Consider the following 25306-nt stretch of genomic DNA (forward strand, 5'->3'; position numbering starts at 1 on the left):
CGATGGCATCTTGTTGGCTTATTCCTTGGTCACACTAGGGCTGGTTGAGCGCTGACGCTCAACTAGCACCACGGGTTGACTTTAAATTTTGATCTATCAATTTAAAGTAACTCGATACTTTATTATTAAAACTAGCCATAACATCGAAAGGAGGAATTACAACTAAAAAATTCTTTGTTACTTTTGGAGAAACTCTTTGTCTACTATGTGTTGTTCCAGTTGCATTTGATTTAAATTCATTTTGGAAATCATCTGATCTTAAATAGCAATTTAGCCAAGCAAAATTAATATTCTGCTTTGGAACATAATGTATAAATTCTGTTGAAGTGATTTGTTTGTTCTTTGACTCTTTTTTAAAATAAACAGTCCATATTCTTGGAGTCGCAGGGTTGAGTTTAGATACTAAAACTGTATCAGTTTCAATAAGATATTTATTACTTTTGATCGACTCAGCGGAATTCAATGAAGGGAGTTTTCCTTCATCATAAGCTGGGATACTATAATGGTAATAAAACTCACCCGGTGTTTTACTTGGATTTATTGAAATTGTTCTAATTTCCACGATATCAGATAATTTTTTAATTTCCCATCCCTTTGGAATCATCCCTAATTCCGACTCCACAAACTCCCCATCTTGAAACGGTCCAAAATCAATAAACCAATGCTTGTAAAGCGTCATAGCCATTTCTTCGAGGGTTTCGTTCATTTTTAAATTAAGTTCAATTTTATCGTCCAATGAACCTATAATAGACACAATTTTTTCTTGAATATTTAGTGGAGGAAGAGAAATCGGGATGGTTTTGGCCACAGAACCTGAAATCTCTTTAAAAGTACTTCCGTTAGCCATATTTTCAATCATTGGTAAATTGCTCTTTAAAAAATAGTATAGAAATAAGTTGTTAACTTTTTTCTCATCACATATAAAACTTTTAAATCCTTGATTAGTGCACAACGGATTTTTAGCAATAGCAACATATCCAATAGGAGCCCTAGAAGAAAATAATACGGCCCCTTTAGGTAACATCCTTGCTGAACTTTTTGCCAAACCTAACTCAGTAATATTGTTTTCCCCTCGTTCGATATATCGGTAAGGATATCCTGATAAATCCTTTGGTGTTATCCAAGGAATTGTTCCACCTTCATAATACTCAGGTTTTGATTTCGATGGAGTTCCTCCACCTATTACTTCTGCTATATCACCAAGAGTACAATTTATCCACTCACTCATAACAATCCCTCCAAATTCTTCTTAATCTTCTCTTGAAGGCGATTGGATTCTTCAAACTGTTCTAAAAGACGCTGAGTTAATTCAGCCATTTTTTCTTCAAACGGTACATCGTCTTCATTAGATACTTCCGTCCCAACATAAATCCCCGGTGTTAATTTGTAGTCATTGGCTCGTACTTCTTCAATTGTTGCAACTTTACAGAACCCGACAATATCTTCGTATCCTTCTGCCCCTTCGTATTTGTAGGCACGATAAACGGCTGCGATTTTATCAATTTCCTCTTGAGACAACGCTTTTTGCTTACGGCTGACGAGCGTCCCCATTTTGCGGGCATCGATAAACAAAATTTCATTTTTTCTTGCCCGGTAGCCGTTTTTGCCGTCACGGTTTTTGCTTAAAAAGAATAAGCAGCATGGAATGCCTGTGGTAAAGAACAATTTTTCAGGCAATTGAACAATGCAGTCAATATACCCCTCATCTACTAATTTTTGACGAACTTCTTTCTCCTCTTTGACATTCGTTGTCATCGCTCCGTTTGCCATGACAAATCCTGCGGTACCCGCATCGTTTAAATGGTACAGAAAGTGCTGCATCCACATATAGTTTGCATTGCTGTTTGTAACAGGTCCGATTAAGCGCGGGTCTTTTTTCGATAAACGGTCTGCTCCCCAGTCTCTTTGGTTAAACGGCGGATTGGCAATCACGTAATCGGCCTTTAAATCAGGGAACTGATCGTTTAACAGCGAGTCTCCTAAACGAATTTCCGCATTGATGCCATGCAATAAAACGTTCATTTTTCCAAGACGTACGGTCGTTACTACATTTTCTTGCCCGTAAAACGAAAGAGCGTGTTTGTTTGGCGCATATTCTTCACTTTGTATAAACATCCCGCCGCTGCCGCACGCCGGATCAAAAACAATCCCGCTTTTCGGCTCCAGCATGGCAACAAGCAGTTTAACAATACTGGATGGTGTAAAGAATTCTCCGCCTCTGTTACCTTCGGAAGCGGCAAAAGAACTAATAAAATACTCATATGTACGACCCAATATATCTACACTGTCATCCGTATTGGCGCTAAATACATCGCGAGAAAAAATTTCGATTAATCCTGCCACATTTTCAGGCGGCAAGTTCGAACCTTGGTAAATTCGCGGCAGCATGCCTTCCAGTTCTGGGTTTTCCTCTTCAAGACGCTTCATCGCGTTATCAAGAATCTCTTTAATATTCGGCTGCTTGGCGTTTTTCATAATATAAGACCAACTTGCTTCTTCAGGCACTACAAAGACGTTTTCCGCCTTATATTGGTCCGGGTCGGTAATGATGATTTGCCGCATTTCATCATCTTCCGTATACCAATCGCTGCTTGGATCTTTTACAATTTGCTCTAATTCTTTTCGGCGCTTTTCATACTTGTTAGAAAGGTAGCGCAAAAAGATTAATGGAAGAACATAGTGTTTATAATCAGCAGGAGCCACACTCCCGCGCATTTTATTGGCTGCCTCAAACAAATCCTTCTGAAAATCAATGTCTGCTTTTACAGTCATATTCTGTTCACCCCTGTTAGTTTCAAAATATAGAAAGAACCGTTCTTTTCAACGCAGTTGAAACAATCCAAGCATGTTTGACCATGGGCTCAGATCTATTTTACTAAAACATTCCGGAAAACAATATCGAAATTTGTCGAAACAAAAATTGATCATCATGCACACCACTTGTTCATGGAGGTGCGACCTTGTTTTTCGGTCATACCTGCATGGTCATCCATCATTCACTCCCCCATCATCCCCACCACTTCGCGAAACACGGCCGATGGCTGCTTGCGGAGCAGTTCGGCGGGGATCGTTTTGTGCTTCGTGCCGTTCGTGATCATGAGCAGGCCGTCTCCTAGGCGGATGGACACGTTTTTGATGCGGTACGCGGTGATCTTGGACGCCTGATCCAAGTAGCGGGCGTCAAGGTCGAAGCGGATGCGGTCGGACAGCCGCCGCAGGATGCGCCAAAGGGCGATTTCGTCCTTCGATTTCATGAACAGCTCGGGCAGTTCTTTCGCTTGTTTGAGCGTGTTGAGCGTCGTCATCGCATAAACGGCGATGCCGTAGCCGACGGGACGGATGACGTTTTGGAGAAAGTTCCAGCTTTCGACTTCGAAGCGAACGTATTCGTCATCGCTTCGTTTCGGCAGCTCGGTGATGGCCGATCGTTTGACGATGTTCACAGCGGCGATTTTGCCGAAGCACGTGACCCCGTTTTGCGGGGCGGCTCCCCGCTTCGGGTAAAGGGCGATGTAGCGCGCGTCTTGCCAGCCTTTTTTCAGCTGCTTGACCGGGATATGGTAGAAGCGGTGTTTCCGGTAGGCTTCGTAATGCCGCGCGCTTGGCACCATGCCGACGAGCACATGCTCATCGAACGCCGACCGCCATTCTTCGATGATCCCTTGCGGCAGGATGCCTTCGTTTTGCAGTTCTTCGGGATTTTTTTCAATCAGCCGCTCGATGAACTGCTCGACCAGGCGGGTGGCGTTCGGCAAAAACGGCAGGCCGCCGATGTTGACGTCGTTGATGCTTTTGTACAGCGGGTGCGCTTGGTAGCTGTCCTCGTCATGCCACGGGAAGAGCACGTAGGCGCCAAAGGCGGTGCGCTCGTACGGGCCGCCGCGGCGGGCGACAAGGGAATCGCGGTAGCGGTGCATCGTGTTGATGTCGTCTTCCATCGGGCCCGGCATTCCGTACCGTTTTTCATACGCGCTGCCGGAAACGGCGAAATCAAGGCGGTACTTGGCGTCGAAAATATAGTTGAACGTATAGTCTTTTCCTTTCTTTTCAATCGCCAGAACCGTGTCGGGCATTTGCGGGACGGTCGGCAGCCTTCCTTCGTACGGCTGATACGTCAGTGTGATTCGCTCGCCGGTGTATGGGTGTTCGTACACCCGCTTGGCGGAGCGGTTTTTTTCGAGATTGACGAACAGCCCCAAGCGGTTCACTTGGATGACATTTTGGCTGATGAGTTTGTATTTTTTCCCAAGGAGCTGTCCGAGCTTCAGAAACGTCCAATACTCGTACAACGTGGCGACGTCTTTTACGGACATTCGGTACAGCTTCCCTTGCAAGGCGAGGCCGCGGGTGATGAGTAGAAACAGCTGATAAGCGTCGCGGTATCCAGGCGCCATTTGCAGGACGAGGCTCGCAACAGAGCGGTCAAGCCGCCCGATCGGCCGCCAAAAGGAGTGGCGGAGACGGGTTTCGAGCGCGCGGATCATCGATTGGATGCGCTCCAGCAAATCCGGATCCGGTTCTGTTTCGTACCGCTTTTGTTTCCCTTGCACGTGTTCGAACAAATCGCGCAGCTTCTCGACAAGGCGCGTCATCATCCATTTGACGAACCGGTTTTCGAGCGTGTCGTACGTCAGTTCTTGTTTCGCTTTGAGCCCCGATTGCGGCATGACGGTTCGACTTCCAATGTCGATGCCGCGTTTGACATCGCGGAACACATGCGGCCGCTTGCGCAAATCATTCCGTCCTGCCGCATCCAAACGGCCGAGCTGGTCGCCGCGCACCCTCACATGGACGGTCGACAGTTGATGGTGCGGCTGCCGCTCGATATGGCGAATGGCCTGCAAAAAATCGCCGATATGCGCCTCCATAAGCCGGAAAAATTCGCTTCGGGACGGCGCGCCGCTGCGCTTCGCCTTCGCCCGCTGGTACGTGCGCTTGATAAAGTGAAACGCCAAGTTGTAGATTTCTTCGCTTACTTCGTCAAGAAGGATTTGGTAGTCTTGTTTATATGTCAGCTTCGTCGGAAAAATTTCGATCGTCACATCCAAAATGGAATGGCTGCCGTCGCGGATTTCGAACGTGGACAGCCCGACTTCATTCGGGAAATAGAGGTTGCCCATCAACACCGCCTGTCCGCCGATGTCAACACGGCTGATGGCGTTTCTCAGCGCTGGCGACTCATGGTAAAAGGAGAGCACCCGGTCGGTTTTCGGAACGACAAGCAGCTGATAGATGCCGTTTTCAAAGAAAATCGGGCGGTGGCCGCCCGACCAGTCGACCAATGCACCGGCGTCAACGTCAAACAGTTTGACGTCCAAGATGTCTTCGCCGCTGACGAAAAACTCCATCGTCTCATGGAAATTAAGGCGGCGGTACTGCTGAAGCCCTTCGTATTGTTCGTGGTACGGCTTTCCTTTGATCACCAGCGTGAGCTGTTTCGTTTCGATATGAACAAGCTCGCGGTCGTCACGCCCCGAGCCAGAACGAAGTGAAGCCATCGTCTTCCAACCTCCGCAGCATCTGCCAAATTTTCTCCGCACTTTTTGGATAGTTGGCATACGAAACATCAAGCATGCCGCCGTATTCGCCGTCCGGTTCAAAGCCGGCGCAAAGGACAAACAGCTGCTTGAGCGCTGTTTCCAGCCGCGCGTCGCTTCCTGAAAGACGCGGCAAAATTTTTTGCATCAAGCAATAGTCGAACGCCTTGGCAAATTCCATCAGCTTTCCTTCTTCATTGTAGGCCAGGTAGAAGCAAATTTCGTCGCGGACGCGGTAGCCGATGTGCGCCCCGAGCGGCTCAAGAATGCGGTTAATGTCCACGAGCTGTTTCGTTGCGTCTTCTACCAGCTTTGGATCGTCGGCATATACATCTTTCAAATGCAAGTACCGCGCCGCGAACAGCTCCTGCCCAATCGGTTGGGGCGCGGCGGTCGGCACATCGCGCAAAAAGTCGAGATGGTCGAGACGGACGCGGTTGAACTCGATCGTGTTGGCGCGGTCGAGCACTTTTTTGCTGAAGGGGTGGGTCGTCTCGTCCATGTTGACCGTGCCAACGATGTAGACGTTCGGTGGGAGAAAAAGGTCGCGCCCCGCCGTTTCTCGCGGCAGCAGCCGCGACGATACAATGCGCCCATTTTCCCAGCGGCGGCTTTCCATGACGCTCAGCACATCGCTGAAGTAATGCTCGACGCGGGCGAGGTTCATCTCATCCAACACGACGAAATACGGTTTGTCCGGATGGTTCTCGGCTTCGATGATGACGTTCGTAAGCGGCCCGGGCTTGAACTCGCCTTTAATGTCGACATAGCCAAGCAAGTCCGAACCGTCGTTCCAGTCCGGGCGGACGGGGATCAAGGTGAACCGCCCGTTGTCTTCCGTGGCGCCGACGCTCTCGGCGAGCCATTGAACGATTTTCGTTTTCCCCGTTCCAGAAATGCCGGATAAGATGACGAACGGTTTCGTTTTTAATGAAAGAAAGAGGTTGGCCACTTCCTCTTTTGTGTAATAAAAACCTTTGGCGGATATGTATGAATGAATATGCTCAACCGCCTCCCGATAGGAAAGGGCCTGCTCGGGCGGTGCCATCGGTTCTGTTCGCTCTACATACTGTCGGTAATAATCGATCATCGTTTCGAGGTCGCGCGCAAGTTGTTCATCGGACGGCAAATCGTCAAACGAATAGGCGATATACGCCGCCACCGACCGTTCGTAGTCTTTCGCCCGTTTGCTTTCGCCAAGACGGATGTCATCATTCGTCCGCACGCGTTCTTCAGCGGGAATGAGTTGGCGGATGTCCCGCTTCACCCGCTCCATTTCGTCTCTCGGCGTCTCCGTCACTCCTTGGGCGAGCGTCAAATAGAGGCGGCGCATATCTTCACTGAATAAGTAGACGATATAATACCCGCGTTGCGTCGAATCCGTCACCTCTTGATCCATCACCGCCACCCACGGCACGTCGGTCCACACCCCTTGACCGACAGAACCTTTCACCACATACCGGTCAGGCGGTAAGAAAGGCAATGTTTTCAACGCCTCTGGAATCGCTCGTGTCACCAGCTGAAACGACCGTCGCTCTTTTGACAGTTTTTCCTGCTTGTCTTGCTCGTAGATGGCCATTACTTCACGGAACAGATCGTGCAATGACATAAGAATAGCTCCTTCGTGCCGAAATGTTTTCTTTGTTTCTATTTTTCTTCTATTCTACTAAAAAATCAGCTCTCTTAACTAGTAAGAGAGCCGCTTTTTCGAGCATTCACGGAGGAGAAGCGCGTTGAAGGAGCACATTCGTCTTGGTGATATCTCTCTTTCATTCTCCCCAAACGCCCGATCGGTTTGGGCGGCGATGAATATGGCGGGAGACAAAGAAAAGCTCCTCACCGCAAGGGAGACAGAAACGCCCCCGAGAGGATTCAGCACGGTTCAAGAAAGCGTGTGCATAGAAGAGCGAAAGATGTTTATGCTACACTAGGGATGAGAAATTCCGGCGCCGTTTTTCGGCGAATCGTTTGGAGGCGGCATTAGGCCGCAAGCGGATTTGTCAATATAGTTCAAGGGAGGAATGGAACGATGAGATCCCCCGCCCTATTTCTCGCTCACGGTTCGCCGATGTTGGCAATCGAAGACAATGCGTACACGGCGTTTTTGGGCAAACTCGGGGAAGGAATTCGCCCGCAGGCGGTCGTCCTCTTTACCGCCCATTGGATGACGCGCCAACCGACGGTTTCGGCGGTTGAGGGGACGTATGACATGATTTATGATTTTTCCGGATTTCCGCGCGAGTTGTATGAAGTGGTGTATCCGGCGCGCGGGTCGGTCGAGTGGGCGGAGCGCGTGCGGGAGCACCTCTCTAGTGTGACGGACGTAGCCATCGATCAAACGCGCGGGCTGGATCACGGCTCATGGGTGCTGCTTTGCCGCTTATTTCCAAAAGCGGATATTCCCGTTGTGCAAGCGTCGGTCGTGCCGTGGTCGACGCCGAAGCAATTGTTTCAGCTCGGGGAAGCGCTGCGCCCGTTGCGGGATGAGGGCGTGATGATCATCGGCAGCGGCGGGACGGTGCACAATTTGATGGCGCTCCGTTGGGAAGGGCATGCGGAGGCAGAAAGCTGGGCGGCCGCTTTTGATGACTGGCTGTTGCGCGAGTCAGCCGCCCGCAGTGAGGATGTATTCCATTATGAAGAAAAAGCACCTTACGCCAAGCAGGCCGTACCGACCCCCGAACACCTCGCGCCGTATTGGATCGCTTACGGCGCAGGCGATCGCGACCAAGCGCCGCGCGTGTTGTTCCGAGAATATCAATATGGAAGCTTAAGCCTCATGGCTGTGTCTTTTTAAAAGGCCCGCCTCCGACGCCACCGCGTGGGGACGGGCCATTTCTTTGAGACAAAGCAGCGTTCTCATTTGCCACAGCACTTTTTATACTTTTTCCCGCTGCCGCACGGACATGGGTCGTTGCGGCCGATTTTTTGCTCTTTTCGGCGGTATGGGATGTTGGTCGGCCGCGGAGGTGTTTGCAGCACGGCTTGAAAATGGCGATACCGCTGCTCGGCAATGGCTCTCCACGTTTCCAGCTTCGGGTGATCGATCTCTAGAATCGTATAATAGGCGTACGCGTTCTGTTCGACATCAATCATCCAAGAACGCCCTCGTTTTTCCGCTCTTTTTACATACTGCTCTACTTCTGGGAGCGCCTCTTTATCCAGCTGATGGCAAAGCGCCTCAAAGCAAAATGCTTGGAGGTCATCATCGCGCTGCTTGGAAAAGACTTCTCGCAATACACGCACGGCCTGTTTAGATTTGATGTTGGCGAGCACATGAATAGCGGACAGCGCCGTGTCTTCCTGAAACGCATATGGGCGCACCGCTTCGATCGTTTCTTCACGTTGGAACATCGATAAGGTGGAAACGGCTTGATCAACAAGCACATCACCGTCTTGTTGTTCCAACAGTCGGGCGAGGCGGGGAATATATTCAGCGGCGCCGACGAGCGAGACCGCATACACCGCCAAAATGCCGTCATACGAAAACCAAGGCTGTTGCTCGTTTTTCATCCATGTCAGACCGATATCTTCCTTCGTCATCCATCCGCGTTCAACGAGAATGCGCACGGCTTGCTTGGCTACTAAAAACCAATCGTGATTGTGAAACTCTTCCTCGTGCAAATGCGAAAGCACTGAAAAATAGTGTTCCCATACGTCATCTTCCGTTCCTTCTAAAGCAAGGCGGACAGCTCGCTGCCAAGACCGCGGGAAGTGAGGGAGCAGCTGTTCTCCGTATTTTTCGAGCTGGGCGGCTGGAAACGGGAAAAACCAACGGATGTACTTCGCTGCATCTTTCATGCTCAACAACTGCTCAAGCGCTCGGTCGGTCAACGGCTGTTTGGAGATGCCGTGCAAAATCATCCTCCGTGTTTCTTCGTTGTCCGCCGTTACAGCCTCATCCACCAAACGCTCCACAAGCGCGGCTGGAATATCCGGATACTCTTCGATTGCGTCAAACGCAAACTGGCGGAGGACAGGATGGTCGCTAAACAAATGCGGCTCGATTGTTTGAATAAAGGACATGATCACACCTTCTTTTTTCTGAAATTTCACCCCCGTCGCTGACAGAATATCGACATTCAACCTCCTCGCGACGGGCTTGCGGGTTCTTCCTTCATACATGGAACACAAGCAGCGGCCGATGCGATGGAAATGGGCAGCCAAAGGAGCTCTTGGTCATTTCAAACATCACAGCATCTCCTCCTCTATCATAGACAAAATCCGCTTGATTTGAAACCGTTTTTCCTTCTCGCAAACTCGCTTGTTTGATATACTAGAGTGGAAGGAGGTGAAGAGGGTGGAAGAAAAAACGATATTGGCGCAAATTTTGCAAGTGCTGGATTTGTACGCGTCCGATATGCGCAAGCAGTTCGAAGCGCTCCATGAGAAATTCGACTCGCTCCAACGCCAAGTCCAAGCGTTGAATGAAAAAACGGATGAAATGGACAAGCGCATTGAGGAGATGGACGGACGGTTTGAGCGGCAGATCGCCCAGTTGGAGCGCACCGTGAACGAACGGTTCGAACGGCTCGAAGCGAAACTCGGCCACATCCGCGTCGAACCAGTTGAAACACAAGAAACAGTCGACTTCCACTCCGTCAAAATCGCCCAGCACGATCGAAAAATCCGCCATTTGCTTCACGCTCGATAAATCCTCCACCGCCATCACGCCCCCGCCCTCCCATCAAGGCGGGAGCGTTCGCATCAAGAAAGCTCACGGGCCAGATCGGCCGCCAAGGCGGCGTTGTTTTTCACTAAGGCGATGTTTGCTTTTAAGCTTTTCCCTTCGGTTAACGTTTTCACACGGTCAAGCAAAAACGGGGTGACCGCTTTGCCGGTGATGTGCTTTTCTTCTGCTTCCTTGAGCGCTTGTTCGATGATGGCGGTGATATACGACTCCTCGAGCTCCTCTTCTTTTGGGACGGGATTGGCGATCACAACACCGCCGTTCAACCCAAGCTTCCATTTCGTTTCGATGAACTGAGCGATTTCTTCCACGCTGTCGAGGCGATAGTCGACGCGAAACGGGCTCGTCCGCGAATAGAACGCCGGCAGGACGTCCGTCTGATAGCCGATGACCGGAACGCCGTGCGTCTCGAGGTATTCAAGCGTCAAGCCTAAATCCAAAATTGATTTCGCCCCGGCGCAGACGACCGCGACGTTGGTGCGCGCCAGTTCCTGCAAGTCAGCCGAGATGTCCATCGTCTGTTCGGCGCCGCGGTGCACGCCGCCGATGCCGCCGGTCGCAAACACGCGGATGCCCGCCATCTGGGCGCAAATCATCGTCCCCGCCACGGTCGTCGCCCCGTGTTTTTTCATGGCGACGACATACGGCAAGTCGCGGCGGCTCACTTTTTCTACATCGTGGCTTGTCCCGAGCTGTTCAAGTTCCCCTTCTGTCAATCCAATTTTAATTTTTCCATTAAAAATCGCGATCGTCGCCGGCACGGCGCCGCGGTCGCGGATGATCCGCTCGACGTCTTTCGCCGTCTGCACGTTTTCCGGATACGGCATGCCATGCGAGATGATCGTTGATTCTAAAGCGACAATCGGCTTTTTTTCGGCCTTCGCTTGAGCGACTTCTTCGGAAAAGACGAGAAAATCATTCATATCACTTCGTTCCCCCTTCGCAAAAATACCGCGCATAGGCGGCTTGCAACAGGTGTTCATTCAAAGCGGGATGCACCGTTTCGGCCGTTTGCAGCGTAAGCGCCGCGCTGCTCATCCCAAAGCGGCAGGCGTCTTCCACCGTATGTCCGCCTAAGACGCCGTACAAAAATCCAGCCGCAAAGGCGTCGCCCGCTCCGGTGGCGTCGGTGACCTCAACCTTCGGCGCCGCAATCGCTTCTGTTTCCCCTTGCTTGGTGGCGTACGCGACGCCGTTTGCGCCGCGCGTGACGACAACGTTCTTGGCGCCGGCGTGAAGGATCGCTTCCATGATGTCGTCCGTATGCCCGTCGCTTTCCACAAATGCCTTCGCCTCCGCTTCATTCGTGATAAGCCACGTTACACCAGACAAATCGCTAGGCAATCGCTTCACTTTTGGAACCGACACCGTCACAACACAAAGCGGGATGTCCTCTTGGCGACATTGTGCGAGCGCCGCACGAATGACATCCTCCGGGAAATTCGTGTCAAGCACGACCGCAGAAATCGGACCGAGCCGAGTCCATTGCTGCTTTAGCCATTCTTCCCCCACTGTATCATAAATGGCCATATCCGCCAAGGCGAGAACCATCTCGCCGCATTCATCGAGCACTGCTGTATACGTCCCGGTGTTCGCTTTTGGCGTTCGCATGATGAAGCTCGTATTGACATATCGGCTCGTCACGTCAATAAGCCACCGTCCATCGCGATCATCGCCAACGGCGCTGACGAGCGAAACAGTATGGCCAAGCCGCCCTAAGTTTTCCGCCACGTTTCTCGCCACTCCGCCCGCCGTTTGCGTCGTGGTGACGGGATGGGACGTGCCAAGCTGAAACGGCGCAAGCAGCCGCGCTTTCCGGTCGACGTTCGCCCCGCCGATGCAGACGATCGAGGCCGCTTGCCGCATGCCTTTTCCCTCCTTCCAATAAGCACCGCTGCGCCCTTTCCTCTGCCATCAAAAAGAAAACGGTTTCGAAAAAGCGGACGCGGGGTATGTCAAAGCACTACGGCCATTGTATCATATTCCGTCCGGCATAACGAAAGCATCCCGCCAACATGACGGGATGCCGAAGTTCGAACGTTTAGTTTTTGTACGCACAATACGGACGCAGTTTGACGCCGATCAGGCTGCCGAGGAAAGCAAAGACAAACCACGCCCAGCCGTGGGCGCTGAATGACGCAATGCCGCCGAAATACGCGCCGATATTGCAGCCGAACGCCAGCCGGGCGCCGTATCCCATCATCAGGCCGCCGATCAGCGCACCGATCGTCATGCGCGTCGGACGCTTCCACTGAATCGGTTTTGTATAGCGGCCCGCAAGCGCTGCCGCCAATAAGGCGCCGACCATCAAGCTGATGTCCATCACGGTCGTTGTATCGTAGTAGAGTGGATTCGCGAGCGCCTGCCGTTTCGCTTCATCTTGCCAGTACGCCCAAGCAGTCGGATCGACGCCAAACAGCTGCACGAACTTCGCCCCCCAAAGGGCGAAGGCGGACGTAATGCCCCACGGCTTGCCGCTAATCATCAGCACAAGCGCGTTCGTTACAGCCAAGAGCAACGCCCCGACCAGAAGCGACCATGGCCCTTTGTAAATCGCTTTCCAGCCATGACGGTTCTCAAGCGATGTAGCAACGAGTTGGCCATAGCGCCGTTTTTCCGCCACGGTCACCACATAGTAGACCGCTGCCAACAAAACCAACTGAAGCAAAAACCCTCCCAAGGCGCCGAACTCGCCAATGAACGAGAACGGCTTCCATTGCGGCATCTTCGCCCACACGTCAAAGTGGGTCGTCGCAATGACTGAGCCAGCGATGAACCCGATGAGCGTCACGATGCCGTTCGCATCGCCTCCGCCGATATGGTACAACGTCCCGGACGCGCAGCCGTCGCCAAGCTGCATGCCGATGCCAAACAGGAAGGCGCCGACGATGACTGATACCCCCACGCCAAATACATACCCTGACACCGGGTGCCCGAGCGCTGAGCCTTTCACGAGCAGCGGCAAAAACAACGCGCTGGCTGCCGCCATCATGATCATCTGTGCCCGAATGCCTTCCCCTTGGCGGTATAGAATAAACTTTCGCCAGGCGGATGTAAAGCCAAAATGCGCCTGGTACAATACAAATCCACCAAACGCTCCCAGCACATACAAAAGCGCCTGTTGCCAGGAAACACGGCTATATAAGAACAACGTGCCACCGATCAATATGAGGATGGAGACCGCAATAATCCACGCAGTCGGATGTTTCGGGGCGTTCGCTGCTTGTTTCGCGCGAACGTCTCGTTGTTGTGCGGTCACTTCCACGATGCGTTCCCCCTTTTGTTTTGGTTGATGAACGTATTCTATAATACTATAAAACCAATTGATTTGCTACGATTTAAACTAAAAAGTTTCAATGTTGCGGCCGGTCGGGTATAATAGCAGACGAACATTTTCTTCGGAAGGAGATGACCATGTGGAACGAGTTTAAAAAATTCGCCGTCCGCGGCAATGTCATCGACTTGGCCGTCGGGGTCATTATCGGCGGGGCATTTGGCAAAATCGTTTCTTCGCTCGTCAATGACATCATCATGCCGCTCGTCGGCTTATTGTTGGGAGGCATCAATTTCAGCGGCCTGTCGTGGAAAGTCGGCAAAGCGGAAGTGAAATATGGGGCGTTTATCCAAACGGTCGTCGACTTTTTGATCATCGCGTTTTCGATTTTCCTGTTTGTGAAATTGATCAACACGCTGTATGAACGGGTGAAAAAGCAGGAAGAGGTGAAGGAAACCGCGCCGACGCTGACGAAAGAGGAGGAGCTATTGACAGAGATTCGCGATTTGTTAAAGCAGCAGCGGGAAACGCTGTGAAAGCCTGTCTCGGAGGTGGACAGGCTTTCATGGCGCTGAAACTTCTCAATCGGGTTGATGGAATGGCGGCGAACCTGAAAATCGCAGCCACCCCATCGATGTCCGTTTTCATCGAAGCGCCGCGCTCCCGTCAAAGCAGCCAATATGCGAGCGGCGCGGTGAGGATGAGCGTCAAGACGGTGCGTTCGAACCAGATGACCAGCAGCCTCGGCAAGCTGAGCGGAATTTCTGTAGATAAAATGCATGGAATGACAGCGGAAAAGAATAGGATCGCCGAGACGGATACGACCGCAATAATGAATTTTGTGACAAGCGGAGCTTCGGTGACAAGCAAAGCGGGCAAAAACATTTCCGCGATTTCAATGGCCGAAGCTTTCGCAGCCAACAACGGTTCAGGGATTTGCAACAGAAGGGTGAATGGGTAGAACAGGTAGCCCAACCAGTCAAACAACGGCGTATATTCAGCGAGCAGCAGCCCGATCAGTCCGACTGACATAATGGAAGGCAAAATGCCCATCGTCATGATGAAGCCATCGCGCAAGTTCTCCCATATGTTTGTCCCAATCCCTTTTGACTGTCCTACCGCTTTCATCGCCTCGGACCAAGCTTGCTTCATATAGCTTCCCGTCACTTTTTGTTCGGGATCTCCTTTGCCGTCGTAATACTCGTCGCTCATGCGGCTCAGCGGCCAAAGCCGGGCGGTAAGCGCTGTAACGGCAAACGTCACGAGAAATGTCACCCAAAAATACGTGTTCCAGATTGGCATGAGCCCCAATGTTTTCGCGACAACGACCATAAATGTCACCGATACGGTGGAAAAGCCGGTAGCGATGATCGCTGCTTCTTTCACGGTGTATTTGCCTTCTTTGAACACTTTATTGGTGATCAATAGACCGATCGAGTAGCTGCCGACAAAGGAGGCGACGGCGTCGATCGCCGAACGGCCCGGCGTTTTCCAAATCGGACGCATGATCGGCTGCATCCATACGCCGACAAATTCTAAAAGCCCGTAGCCAACGAGCATGGCGAGAAAGACGGAGCCAATCGGCACAAGAAGTCCGACGGAAATGACGAGCTTGTCATATAAGAACGGTCCCATATTCGGCTGAAACAACCATGACGGACCGATGCGAAACACCAACATGACCGCCGTAATCAGCCCAACAACTTTCAGCAGCGAAAAAACGACTGTTACGGCATCTTTGTTCCACGTTTTTTTATAAAATGGATAAATTGCACCGAGAGCGATCACGATCAGAGCATAATAAGGAACAAGTGCTGAAAACTGGGTGCGGATCCATGTCACAATATGATCGAGCAAAATCGATGATGTGCCGCCGATGGACACCGGGACGAAAAATACGAAAATGCCGATGGCACTAAAGACGAAAAACTTCCATGCCCCGCTGGCCGGCGTTGGCGTCGGCACGGATGGCGCTATATTTGTATCCGTTTTCATTCTCCTCCACCCCCATTGTTCTTTTTACCCCAACTTGCGCGGCCGGAAGCATAGCCGCTTCCGGTCGCCAAACGCTTTGGCGAAAGACGATTCCTCCCTTCAGATGCACACCTTGCCTTCTTTCACCACCACCTCCCCGCCTTTGATCACCGTCTCAACATGGTTGACTCCGTAATGGTACATGATCTGCACATAATTCGGGACATTGAAAATGACCAAATCCGCCTTCTTCCCCGGCTCGAGGCTGCCGACGAGATGCGCGCGGCCGATGGCGTGGGCGGCATTGATCGTGGCGGCGGCCATCGCTTCAGCGGGAGTCATGCCCATATGCAGGCAGGCAAGGCTCATGACAAGCGGCAGCGAGACGGTCGGCGACGAACCGGGGTTGCAGTCGGTCGCCAAAGCGACGGGAACGCCGGCGTCGATCAAACGGCGGGCATCAGCGGCTTTTGTCATTAAGAAAAATGCCGTGCCCGGCAAGAGAACGCCGATCACGCCGCGCTCCGCCATGCGCCGAAGCCCTTCGTCCGACGCACGAAGCAGGTGGTCGGCGGATATCGCGCCGACTTCGGCTGCCAGTTCCGCCCCGCCATACGGCTCGATTTCATCGGCGTGGATTTTCGGCGTCAAGCCGTGCTCTTTGCCTGCTTCGAGGATGAGGCGCGCCTGGTCGGGGGTAAAGACGCCGCGCTCGCAAAAGACGTCGTTGAACTCGGCGAGCCCCCGCCGGCTCACTTCGGGAATCATCTCGTCGATGACAAGGCGGACGTATTCATCCGGATCGTGCTTCCACTCCGGCGGAACGGCATGAGCGCCAAGAAACGTGGAGACGATATCGACCGGGTGGGTGTCATCGAGACGCTTGGCGACTTCAAGCTGCTTGATTTCGTGCTCAAGGCTTAAACCATAGCCGCTTTTTGCTTCGACGGTCGTGACCCCATGAAGCAAAAACTGATCGAGCCGCCGCTTGCTTTCTTCATACAACATCTCTTCCGACGCCTCGCGCGTCGCTTTTGTCGTCGCATGAATGCCGCCGCCTGCGTTCATGATTTCCATGTACGTCGCCCCGCCGAGCCGCATCGTCCATTCGTGTTCGCGGCTGCCGGCGTAAACGAGATGAGTATGAGGATCGACAAGCCCAGGCGTCACCGTTTTGCCCTTAGCGTCAATGACTTCCGCTTCGGCGAGCCGATCGGCAAATTGGCGGGTCAGTTCATCGTCCGCCCCAACCGCCACGATCGTGCCGTTTTCGATCCAGACGCTGCCGTTTTCGATGATGTGAAGATCGCTCATCTTCTCCTTGACGAGCGGAGCCGCGGAGCTTCCCGCCAGCGTGACGAGCTGGCGGGCGCGGCGGACAAAGAGCGGTCGCATAGGCGGTTCCCCTTTCTATTTCAGCATCGGCATATCGATGCCTTTTTCTTTCGCTGTCCGAATGGCGAGCTCATACCCAGCGTCGGCGTGGCGGACCACACCAAGCCCCGGGTCGGTCGTCAACACGCGCTCCAGCCGTTTTTCCGCCTCTTTCGTGCCGTCGGCGACAATGACCATGCCGGCGTGAATGGAGTAGCCCATGCCGACGCCGCCGCCGTGGTGAACCGACACCCAGCTTGCGCCGCCGACCGCATTCAACAGCGCGTTTAAAATCGGCCAGTCGGCGATGGCGTCGCTTCCGTCTTTCATTCCTTCCGTCTCCCGGTTCGGCGAAGCAACGGAGCCCGAATCCAAATGATCGCGACCGATGACGATCGGCGCTTTCAGCTCGCCTTTGGCCACCATGTCGTTGATGATTTTCCCGAACTTCGCCCGCTCGCCGTAGCCGAGCCAACAAATGCGCGCCGGCAGCCCTTGGAATTGAATGCGTTTTTGCGCCATGCGAATCCAATGGCAAAGACGCTCATTGTCGCTGAATTCACGCAAAATGACTTCATCGGTTTTATAAATGTCTTCCGGGTCGCCGGATAATGCCACCCAGCGGAACGGCCCTTTTCCTTCGCAAAAGAGCGGACGGATGTAGGCCGGCACAAAACCCGGGAAGGAAAAGGCGTCGTCCACCCCTTCGTCTTTTGCCACTTGGCGGATGTTGTTGCCGTAATCAAACGTCACCGCCCCTTGCTTTTGCATCGCCAGCATCGCTCGAACATGCGCGGCGATCGACTGTTTTGCACGGGCGATGTACTGCTTCGGATCGCGCGCCCTGAGTTCGGCGGCCTCATCAAGCGTAAGGCCAGCCGGGATGTAGCCGTTTAACGGATCGTGGGCGGACGTTTGATCGGTCAAGACGTCCGGAACAAAGCCCATTTCGACGAGACGCGGCAACACTTCAGCCGCATTGCCGACAAGGCCGATCGACAGCGCTTTTTTCTCTTCCTTCGCTTGTTTCGCCATCTCGAGCGCCGCGTCTAGGCTGTCGGTCATCGTATCCAAGTAATTCGTGTCAATGCGGCGCTGGATGCGGGCCGGATCGACTTCGATGGCGAGGCAGACGCCGCCGTTCATCGTCACGGCGAGCGGCTGCGCCCCGCCCATGCCGCCAAGGCCGGCGGTTAGCGTGATCGTCCCAGCCAGCGTGCCGCCAAAGTGCTGGCGCGCCACTTCGGCAAACGTTTCATACGTCCCTTGGACGATCCCTTGGCTGCCGATGTAAATCCAGCTCCCGGCCGTCATTTGTCCGTACATGATCAACCCTTTTTTGTCAAGTTCGTGGAAATGGTCCCACGTCGCCCATGCGGGCACGAGGTTGGAGTTGGCGATCAGCACGCGAGGGGCGTCCGGATGCGTGCGAAACACCGCCACCGGCTTGCCGGATTGAATGAGCAACGTTTCATCGTTTTCTAAACGAAGAAGGGTGTCCACAATCGCCTCGTAACATTCCCAGTTGCGCGCCGCCTTGCCGATGCCGCCGTAGACGATCAACTCATCCGGCCGCTCGGCGACATCGGGATGCAAATTGTTGTTTAACATACGCAACGCCGCTTCTTGAATCCATCCTTTCGCCCGCCGCTCTGTTCCCGCAAACGGGCGTACGGTCCGTTTTTCTGCCATCGTCATCCTCTCCTTTTTCCTCTTTGCTTTTTATTGTAAGGAAGCCAAGAGGATGGAGATAGATTCTCGTCTTTTCAAGATGATCCATTTTTTTTGAAATTTCTTTTTTCTTTTCGCTTCATCTATCCATTTCTTTTGATATATGTTCATTTCTTTTGAAAAAACCGCCTACCGCGGTGATGACGGTTTCAGCCGTTGTTCATCGCGGTAGGCGGTCGGCGTCTGGTTCAGTTCGGCTTTAAAGACGCGCATCAAATAATGGGCGGTGCGAAACCCGGTTTGTTCGGCGATTTCTTTAATCGACAAATCCGTCTGCCGAAGCAGCCGTTTCGCTTCCTCAAGCCGCCGGTTGGTCAGCCACTGGCGAAACGTCACGCCGCGCTTTTTCGACAACAAATGGCTGAAATACGCGGGGCTGCGCCCGGCGGCGGCCGCGACCCGCTCAAGCGTGAGCGACGGATCGCGAAAATGCGCCTCCATATAGCGGAGGCCGCGCTCCACGGCGTCGACGCGCGCGTCTTCCTCGGCCTGCTTGGCCTCATGGAACAATCGATATAAAAATAAAATCAATTCTTGAACGATGCGATACAAGACGGGATTGTACAAAATGTCTTGAAAAATGCGCATATACTCCCGCTCGGTTCCGCCGCGGTCAAGGCCGTATGTTTTCATAAACCGGCGGATTTGCGCCAAGATGCTCGTCAGCCGCGTCCGCACCATCTCCGGGCTCGGAAACGGCGGCTTCCAATGGGAGAATTCGCGCCGCAGCCATCGCTTCACCCCTTCATGGTCGAACCGCTCGAGCATCTCGATCCATTGCCGCTGCTCCTCCGGCGTCAAAAAGGGATCGAGCTCACGCCACTGTTCGTATTCCGAAGCGGGAGCGATCACTTGGCGATAGCCAATGAAAAACGTCGTCTCCAGCAACCGGCGGGCCGCTTGGTATTGCCCGCGCACCGTTTTCCGACCATCAGGCGGCATCACGACAACCGCGAGCGGCTCATGATGCTCCTCTTCCCAATCGCGCAACAGCTTCCACGCCTCTTCTTTCCCGTCGCCCGGCAAATCGGGAAGCAGGCAAACCGCCATATGGGTGAGCGGCAATACGCGCGCCCGTCCGCGAAACGGATAGCTCGTTAAAAAGCGGATCACTTCCCGAGACAAGGCAGGCTGTTCCGCCTGCACAAGCCATACATGGGTGGAAGCTGCGGCGGGGTCATCGTAAAATAATGCGCGGTAGTCGTCATGGCCGTCAAAACCCGCTGTCAGGCTCGAGCGGCTGTTGGAGGAAAGCGAAACCGCCGTCCTCAACGCTTGTTTCAGCTTGGCGGGCTCAAGCGGCTTCACAAGCAAATCGACGCATTGCCAGTCGATGGCTTGTTTCGCCCGCGCAAACGTCGCCTCGGCCGTTGCGGCAATCACGCGTTGGCAAAACAAGCGGACGTGGGATGTCGCCTTCGACCATCGTTCATACGGAATCATATCCAGTTCGACGTACAATAGCTCCGGCGCCTCCCGCTCAAGAAACGCCATCATCTCCTCGACCGTAGCCGCCGTATATACTTGCTCAATCGGCAAGGAATACGCGGAAACGAGCCAGCGGATCGCTTCTCGTTCCTTGTCGTCCCGTTCGGCAATGACCAATTTCACGTTCTCACCGCCTTGGCTGCAAGCGTTGAAAATGAAGGAGCGCCTCCATGCAAAAGGCGGCCGCCAACGCCACCGTTTTTCCGCCTTCATCCAAGAGTGGATTGACTTCGCAAAGGTCGACGCTGATCGTTTTCGGATGGGAAACGATTCGGCGGATGAGCGCGCGCGCCAGAGACGGGGCGAGCCCAAACGGCGACGGCGCGCTCACCCCCGGCGCGGCAGCCGCGCTGATGGCGTCCATGCAAATGGTCAACATCACGGCATCGTGATGAGCGGCAAATTCCTCGATTTGTTCATAGGCGGCCTCAATCGGCCCTGCGGTCAACTCGTCTTCCATCATGTACCGGCAGCCGTACTTCTCGGCCGCCGCAAACAGCGCTACTGTGTTGCTGAGCCGTTGAATGCCAAGGCAGAAGTAGCTAGCTCGCTCGTCTTGATCCAATATTTGCCGAAACATCGTCCCCGATGTCGGGCCATCGTCGTACGGACGCAAATCGAAATGGGCGTCAATGTTGATGATGCCAATGCTTGCCTTGGGCCCGAGCGCTTCGCGGACGCCTAAGTAATGGCCGTACGCCGTCTCATGGCCGCCGCCGATCACCACAGGCGTAATTCCGTTCCTCAACAGGCTGGCGACTGTTTGTCCAAGCTCCATCTGGCTTTGTTCAAGCCGTTCGTCGATGCAAACGACATCGCCTGCGTCATAGACGGTTATCCCCTCTGGAAAATGCCAAGGCAGCCGGGCCAGCGCCGCTTTAATGGCGGCCGGAGCCTCTTTCGCCCCTTGGCGTCCTTGGTTGCGGCGCACTCCTTCGTCGCATGCAAACCCAATGAATGCCGCCGCTCGTTCCACCGGCTCCAATGGCTGCGACAAATCGAGCAAGCGAATGCGCTGATGAAGACGAAACGCCCGCTCATCGCTCACGCTGTCAATCCGCCCCGTCCAACGGAAGGCGTCTGGCGGTTGATACATGAGACCATCTCCTTTCCATCATCAGCTTCTTGTTTCTTTCGCTGCCGCTTTGCCGTTCTCCTCCTCACGGACGTGAAAAGAGGAAATCGCCGCCGTTTGGCGAATAAAAAAACATGATTGACAACAGAAAGGGTGTTCCAGATGAAGCCAATGACCAACTTGCACGATGTCATCGCCGGTCAAAGCGCGCCGCCGCCATGCGACAAGTCGCTTGGCGTCCGCTTGACGGAAGCCCAAGACGGCTATGCGAAAGGCGTATGGGCGATCAGCGAATCGCTTCTCAACGGCAACGGGGTGATTATGGGCGGATTTGTCGGAGCGGCGGCGGACATTCTCATGGCTTATGCGGTGACGACCTTGCTTCGCGATGACCAAATGCACGCCTCCATCAACTTGCAGACGACATTTCACCGCCCGGCAGCGGCTGGGGAAGCCGAAATCGAGGCTAGGGTGGAAAAGTTCGGGAAAACCGTCGCTTATGTGACCGCCATCGTGCGGCAAAACGGCAAAGACGTGGCGAGCGCCACATCGTCAGTGCTGATCATGGACAAACCGTGAAGATGATGGATCTTCGAAGGAAAGAGCGTTTTTGCACATCGTCTTCCTTGAACTCGACGGGGAGAAACAGCAGCGGTAGAGGTGATCATGAGAGGCAAGCGCATGGCGAAACGAGGCAGGCACAGCCGTTTTCAATCAGTGGCCAAGCGCCGGAGAAAGCGCTGTCAAAAAACCTCTCTCCGGCGCTTTTCGTCGCTTGTTACGCACGGACAAACGTTTTCGGCATAACAACGGCCACGACTTGGCCGCGGGCGCACAGTTCGCCGTTAGCGAACACTTCCGTATCAACTTGCCATTTTTTCGGATGAATCTCCGTCACGGTGCCGACGGCGACAAGCGGCACACCGTGCGGCGTCGGCTTGACGAAATCAACGTGAAGCGACGCCGTGACAAAGCGCGGCGGCGTTTCCCCGCTCCCTGGTTCATGGCCATTTTTCCGATGCAACGCCAGCGCCGCCGACCCGGTGCCGTGGCAGTCGATGAGCGAGGCGATCAGCCCGCCGTACACAAACCCGGGGATCGCCGTATGTTCCGGGCGCGGTGTATAGACGGTCACCGTTTTGTCCCCTTGCCAACCGGTGCGGAAGTGATGGCCTTGCTCGTTCAATCGCCCGCATCCGTAGCACCAGGCGAATTCATCCGGATAGTCGTCTTGAATGGCGTGAACGATCGTTTCTTCCACTTGATCCTCCCCCCTCTCTTTTTCTAGTATATCATTGCATCAGGAAGACGGCGAGCCCGAACATGGCAATAAGCCACAGGCCTTGCCGAACGAGGCAGCCAGACGGCAAATTCATAGGCGGCCGAAACAGCGGGCCGCCTGCCGTTTGTTCAATTATTGCCCCGGCTCATAAAACTCGATCCATTCGCCGTCCGGACCGAGGAAAAACAAATATTTCGCCCCGTTCGGAAGCGTCGTAATGTCGTTCCAAACAAGCGGGACGCCTAGCGATTGAAGCCGTTCTTTCTCTTGCTCGATGCCTTCCACCGTAAACGCCACATGGTGCACTTTTCCTTCCGTCGGCAAATTCGGGTTGTATCCTTCGATCAGCTCGACGATGATCGAGCCGTCAATTCCTAAAAACGCCAGTTTCATCGTTCCGTTCGTATGGATCATCTCGCTTAACAGCTCAAGGCCGACGACGTTTTGGTAAAACTCCTTCGATGCCTCGATGTCTTTCACTTGAATGCCGACATGCTCGAACTTTTTAACTGCCATTGCTTGCTCTCCCTTTCCATTATGGACTTGAAAACACCGCCCGTAAATACGGCGTCATGCGTGCAGGGAAAATCTTTTTTTCCCGAGCTCCGCCCATATGCAGCGATCAAGGGCGTACGTCCCTTCTAACTTCCGCTCATCCGCCTAGGCATTCATCAGCAAAATAGAAAATGTCGTTGCTTGCATCTCCCCATATAGATGGCTATATCCATCCCCGCGGTCGACATGCACCACCGCTTGCGGGTCCAACTGAATGAGCTCCGCCTGCACACAGCGCATCACATGAACAGCGAACGCCGCGGCCGGCAAGTGCGACACCATGCAGGCGCGGAGAGAATAAAGTTCTGCCACCGTTTTTCTCACCTCCCATCAATCAAAAACCCCCTTCGCCTCGGAATGATGCGAAGGGGGTCATGAGCCATTCTTATCATCCAAAGCGAAACCGCTTTGCGGGTGTTAGCACCTTGCCAGCGGCAGGTTGCTGTGGGGTCATCAAGCCCGTTCTCTCGCCCACTCTTGATAAGACGTATGCAATTTGTTTTTTTATTTTTTATGCTATCATACATAATCCGCGACAGCAATCATTTATTCCGACACCTCCGGCTGTTCTGATGTGACTCCGACGTCTTTCCACGTTAGCTTCGAGCTTGGATCGACCGTGAAGTTGGCAACGCGGTTGTTGACCGCGTAGATAGCCGAACGATACAACGTTGGAATAACCGGCACCTCTTCATTCATCAACTTTTGCCATTCACTATAAATTTTCCGGCGGTATTCTTTATCAAACGCCTGCTCGGAATGTCCTTTTTCAAGCAGCTCATCGTTTTTCTCATTCACCCAGCGCGAGTAGTTGAACATGACGTTGCGGCCGTACAATCCGTACGGATCGACATCTGTTCCCGTCCCCCATGCGGCGGCGTACACATCGACTTTCGGATCGTCTTTTTCAACCATGTCATAGAACGAGTTAAATTCCGCCAAACGGCCGTCCACTAATTGGACATCCAAGCCCACATCTTTCCAGCATTGCATATAAAACTTTGCCAACGGCTCGGCAATGTCGCCGCCGCTCATTGACAAGAAGTTGATCGTGAACTTTTTGCCGTTCGGGTCTTCGCGCAGGCCATCGCCATTCACATCTTTATAGCCAGCCTCATCGAGCAGCTGTTTCGCTTTTTCCGGGTTATATGTGTATCCTTTGATTGTTTTGTCATGATAACCCGGGAACGACGGAGGAATGAGTGTTGTCGCCGGGAAGCGCAAGCCATGGTACAAGCGGTCAGCTACCTCTTGGTTGTTGATGGCATACGCCATCGCTTGGCGCAGCTTTTTGTTTTGGAATTTCGGGTTGTCCATCACATTTTCTTGCTTTTTCGCATCCCAATGGCCGAGTTTAAAACCGATGTAATTGTAGGCCAGGTCAATTTTGCCAATAAACTGAATGTTTTTCGTTCCCTTCGCATTCAAATATTGATCCGTCGGGAATTCCGCAACGTCAATATCGCCTTTTTTCAACGCTTGCAGCACCACTTGCGGGCTGACGACTTTCAGAATGACCCCTGCCAAATTCGGCTTGCCTGCCCAGTAGTCATCATTGCGGACGAACTCCACCGATTCGCCTGGCACGATTTTCTTTACTTTAAACGGGCCAAAGCCGATCGGGTTTTTCCGAATTTTATCTGATTGCGCCAATTGTTTGATTGGCACATCTTTCAAATAATGCTTCGGTAGCGGGTACGCCCAAATGCCGGTCAACACAGACGGGTTCGCATGCTTCCATGTGATCGTCAACGTCTTTTTGTCGATCACTTTAATGCCGGCGATTTTATCGGCTTTGCCGCTATGGTATTCGTCCATGCCGACGATGTCTTGGATGAGCGCGTCGCCGTAGCGGACGCCGGTATAATCTTTATGGCCGATGACCAAATACGCATACTCCAAGTCTTCCGCCGTCACCGGCTGGCCGTCATGCCAGTTGACATTATCTTTGATGCGGATCGTCATCGTTTTTTTGTCGTCGGACAGCTCATATGTGGCGGCGCCATCGTTCGTAATTTCATAGTCTCCATTTGTTCGGAAGAGTGATTCATCGAAAAATTGCAAAATTTCAGCGTCTGGAACACCTGTGTAGAACGCGTAGCTGAGCGTCCCTTCAAACGGCGTGTCGGACACAAGTCCGTATTTCAACACACCGCCATCGATGATTTTCCCGTCGTTTTTCACGGTCATCGGGAATTTGCTGATGTCTTCTTTTTGAGCAGCCGGTTTGCTTTTGCCTCCTTCTGCAGTCGTCGACGAGTTGCTCGTGCATCCGGCGAGCACGAGCAAGAGCGCGGCTAGCGCCGCCAGCCACTTTTTCTTCACT

The 25306-nt window shown here is 53.1% G+C and carries 21 protein-coding genes and 1 riboswitch; of the genes, 4 read left to right on the forward strand and 17 right to left on the reverse strand.

What is annotated here, in order from left to right:
• Nucleotides 1-58: 58 nt before the first annotated feature.
• From ABS784_RS00005 to ABS784_RS00020, 4 genes are all read right to left on the reverse strand, one after another.
• Nucleotides 59-1228 carry a restriction endonuclease subunit S gene (locus ABS784_RS00005; protein WP_352511015.1) on the reverse strand — a complete coding sequence of 390 codons (1170 nt, stop codon included), beginning with the start codon at nt 1226-1228 and terminating at the stop codon, nt 59-61.
• The gene (locus ABS784_RS00010) at nt 1225-2772 is read right to left on the reverse strand and encodes a type I restriction-modification system subunit M (protein ID WP_352511017.1); all 1548 of its coding nucleotides are present in this window, start codon (nt 2770-2772) and stop codon (nt 1225-1227) included. Before ABS784_RS00010 ends, ABS784_RS00005 begins: the two co-directional genes overlap by 4 nt.
• Nucleotides 2773-2996: 224 nt before the next feature.
• Nucleotides 2997-5498 carry a DUF2357 domain-containing protein gene (locus ABS784_RS00015; protein WP_352511019.1) on the reverse strand — a complete coding sequence of 834 codons (2502 nt, stop codon included), beginning with the start codon at nt 5496-5498 and terminating at the stop codon, nt 2997-2999.
• The gene (locus ABS784_RS00020; protein ID WP_352511021.1) at nt 5467-7146 is read right to left on the reverse strand and encodes an MrcB family domain-containing protein; all 1680 of its coding nucleotides are present in this window, start codon (nt 7144-7146) and stop codon (nt 5467-5469) included. The genes ABS784_RS00015 and ABS784_RS00020 overlap by 32 nt, the downstream gene beginning before the upstream one ends.
• Nucleotides 7147-7566: 420 nt before the next feature.
• Here ABS784_RS00020 and ABS784_RS00025 point away from each other — a divergent pair, with 420 nt between their 5' ends.
• Nucleotides 7567-8334 carry a DODA-type extradiol aromatic ring-opening family dioxygenase gene (locus ABS784_RS00025; RefSeq protein WP_352511023.1) on the forward strand — a complete coding sequence of 256 codons (768 nt, stop codon included), beginning with the start codon at nt 7567-7569 and terminating at the stop codon, nt 8332-8334.
• Nucleotides 8335-8396: 62 nt separating this feature from the next.
• On the opposite strand, the gene ABS784_RS00030 is transcribed toward ABS784_RS00025, so the two are convergent.
• Nucleotides 8397-9563, reverse strand: a complete 1167-nt coding sequence (locus ABS784_RS00030) for an SEC-C metal-binding domain-containing protein (RefSeq protein ID WP_352511319.1) — start codon at nt 9561-9563, stop codon at nt 8397-8399.
• Between the two features lie 274 nt (nt 9564-9837).
• Between ABS784_RS00030 and ABS784_RS00035 the strand changes: the two genes are divergently transcribed.
• On the forward strand, nt 9838-10191 hold the full coding sequence (locus ABS784_RS00035) for a coiled-coil domain-containing protein (RefSeq protein ID WP_047818198.1): 354 nt from the start codon (nt 9838-9840) through the stop codon (nt 10189-10191).
• Between the two features lie 53 nt (nt 10192-10244).
• Here ABS784_RS00035 and ABS784_RS00040 read toward each other — a convergent pair whose 3' ends face one another.
• The 3 genes from ABS784_RS00040 to ABS784_RS00050 all read right to left on the reverse strand — a co-directional run bounded on the left by ABS784_RS00040 (nt 10245) and on the right by ABS784_RS00050 (nt 13492).
• Entirely contained in the window at nt 10245-11150 is a 906-nt protein-coding gene (locus ABS784_RS00040; protein ID WP_352511026.1) for a pseudouridine-5'-phosphate glycosidase, read from the reverse strand.
• A 1-nt stretch (nt 11151) separates the two neighbouring features.
• Nucleotides 11152-12093 (reverse strand): carbohydrate kinase family protein, encoded by a 942-nt coding sequence (locus tag ABS784_RS00045; protein ID WP_352511028.1) that lies wholly within the window; start codon nt 12091-12093, stop codon nt 11152-11154.
• Between the two features lie 175 nt (nt 12094-12268).
• Nucleotides 12269-13492, reverse strand: a complete 1224-nt coding sequence (locus tag ABS784_RS00050) for a YeeE/YedE family protein (protein ID WP_352511030.1) — start codon at nt 13490-13492, stop codon at nt 12269-12271.
• Between the two features lie 149 nt (nt 13493-13641).
• On the opposite strand from ABS784_RS00050, the gene mscL reads away from it, so the two are divergent.
• Nucleotides 13642-14037, forward strand: a complete 396-nt coding sequence (gene mscL / locus ABS784_RS00055) for a large conductance mechanosensitive channel protein MscL (protein WP_015374498.1) — start codon at nt 13642-13644, stop codon at nt 14035-14037.
• Between the two features lie 130 nt (nt 14038-14167).
• Here mscL and ABS784_RS00060 read toward each other — a convergent pair whose 3' ends face one another.
• The 5 genes from ABS784_RS00060 to hutG all read right to left on the reverse strand — a co-directional run bounded on the left by ABS784_RS00060 (nt 14168) and on the right by hutG (nt 21164).
• Nucleotides 14168-15496, reverse strand: a complete 1329-nt coding sequence (locus tag ABS784_RS00060) for a YjiH family protein (protein ID WP_352511033.1) — start codon at nt 15494-15496, stop codon at nt 14168-14170.
• A gap of 99 nt (nt 15497-15595) precedes the next feature.
• Nucleotides 15596-16870 (reverse strand): imidazolonepropionase, encoded by a 1275-nt coding sequence (hutI, locus tag ABS784_RS00065; protein ID WP_352511035.1) that lies wholly within the window; start codon nt 16868-16870, stop codon nt 15596-15598.
• Nucleotides 16871-16885: 15 nt separating this feature from the next.
• Complete coding sequence (hutU, locus tag ABS784_RS00070) at nt 16886-18541, reverse strand: urocanate hydratase (protein WP_352511037.1); 1656 nt, start codon at nt 18539-18541, stop codon at nt 16886-16888.
• A gap of 168 nt (nt 18542-18709) precedes the next feature.
• Nucleotides 18710-20191: a helix-turn-helix domain-containing protein gene (locus ABS784_RS00075; RefSeq protein WP_014195534.1), complete on the reverse strand. Its 1482-nt coding sequence runs from the start codon at nt 20189-20191 to the stop codon at nt 18710-18712.
• 4 nt (nt 20192-20195) lie between these two features.
• Nucleotides 20196-21164 carry a formimidoylglutamase gene (gene hutG / locus ABS784_RS00080; RefSeq protein ID WP_352511040.1) on the reverse strand — a complete coding sequence of 323 codons (969 nt, stop codon included), beginning with the start codon at nt 21162-21164 and terminating at the stop codon, nt 20196-20198.
• A 141-nt stretch (nt 21165-21305) separates the two neighbouring features.
• Here hutG and ABS784_RS00085 point away from each other — a divergent pair, with 141 nt between their 5' ends.
• Nucleotides 21306-21722: a PaaI family thioesterase gene (locus ABS784_RS00085; RefSeq protein WP_352511042.1), complete on the forward strand. Its 417-nt coding sequence runs from the start codon at nt 21306-21308 to the stop codon at nt 21720-21722.
• A gap of 199 nt (nt 21723-21921) precedes the next feature.
• Here ABS784_RS00085 and ABS784_RS00090 read toward each other — a convergent pair whose 3' ends face one another.
• From ABS784_RS00090 to opp4A, 4 genes are all read right to left on the reverse strand, one after another.
• Nucleotides 21922-22404 carry a PaaI family thioesterase gene (locus ABS784_RS00090; RefSeq protein WP_074043891.1) on the reverse strand — a complete coding sequence of 161 codons (483 nt, stop codon included), beginning with the start codon at nt 22402-22404 and terminating at the stop codon, nt 21922-21924.
• Nucleotides 22405-22557: 153 nt separating this feature from the next.
• A complete protein-coding gene (locus ABS784_RS00095) occupies nt 22558-22941 on the reverse strand; it encodes a VOC family protein (RefSeq protein ID WP_352511044.1) in 384 nt (127 codons plus the stop codon).
• Between the two features lie 144 nt (nt 22942-23085).
• Nucleotides 23086-23292 (reverse strand): hypothetical protein, encoded by a 207-nt coding sequence (locus ABS784_RS00100; protein WP_352511046.1) that lies wholly within the window; start codon nt 23290-23292, stop codon nt 23086-23088.
• 70 nt (nt 23293-23362) lie between these two features.
• Nucleotides 23363-23467, reverse strand: a riboswitch (SAM riboswitch).
• Nucleotides 23468-23526: 59 nt separating this feature from the next.
• Nucleotides 23527-25305: an oligopeptide ABC transporter substrate-binding protein gene (opp4A, locus tag ABS784_RS00105; protein WP_352511048.1), complete on the reverse strand. Its 1779-nt coding sequence runs from the start codon at nt 25303-25305 to the stop codon at nt 23527-23529.
• Nucleotide 25306: the final 1 nt, after the last annotated feature.

Source organism: Geobacillus sp. G4, assembly GCF_040327975.1.
In the GTDB taxonomy this organism is placed as follows: domain Bacteria; phylum Bacillota; class Bacilli; order Bacillales; family Anoxybacillaceae; genus Geobacillus; species Geobacillus thermoleovorans.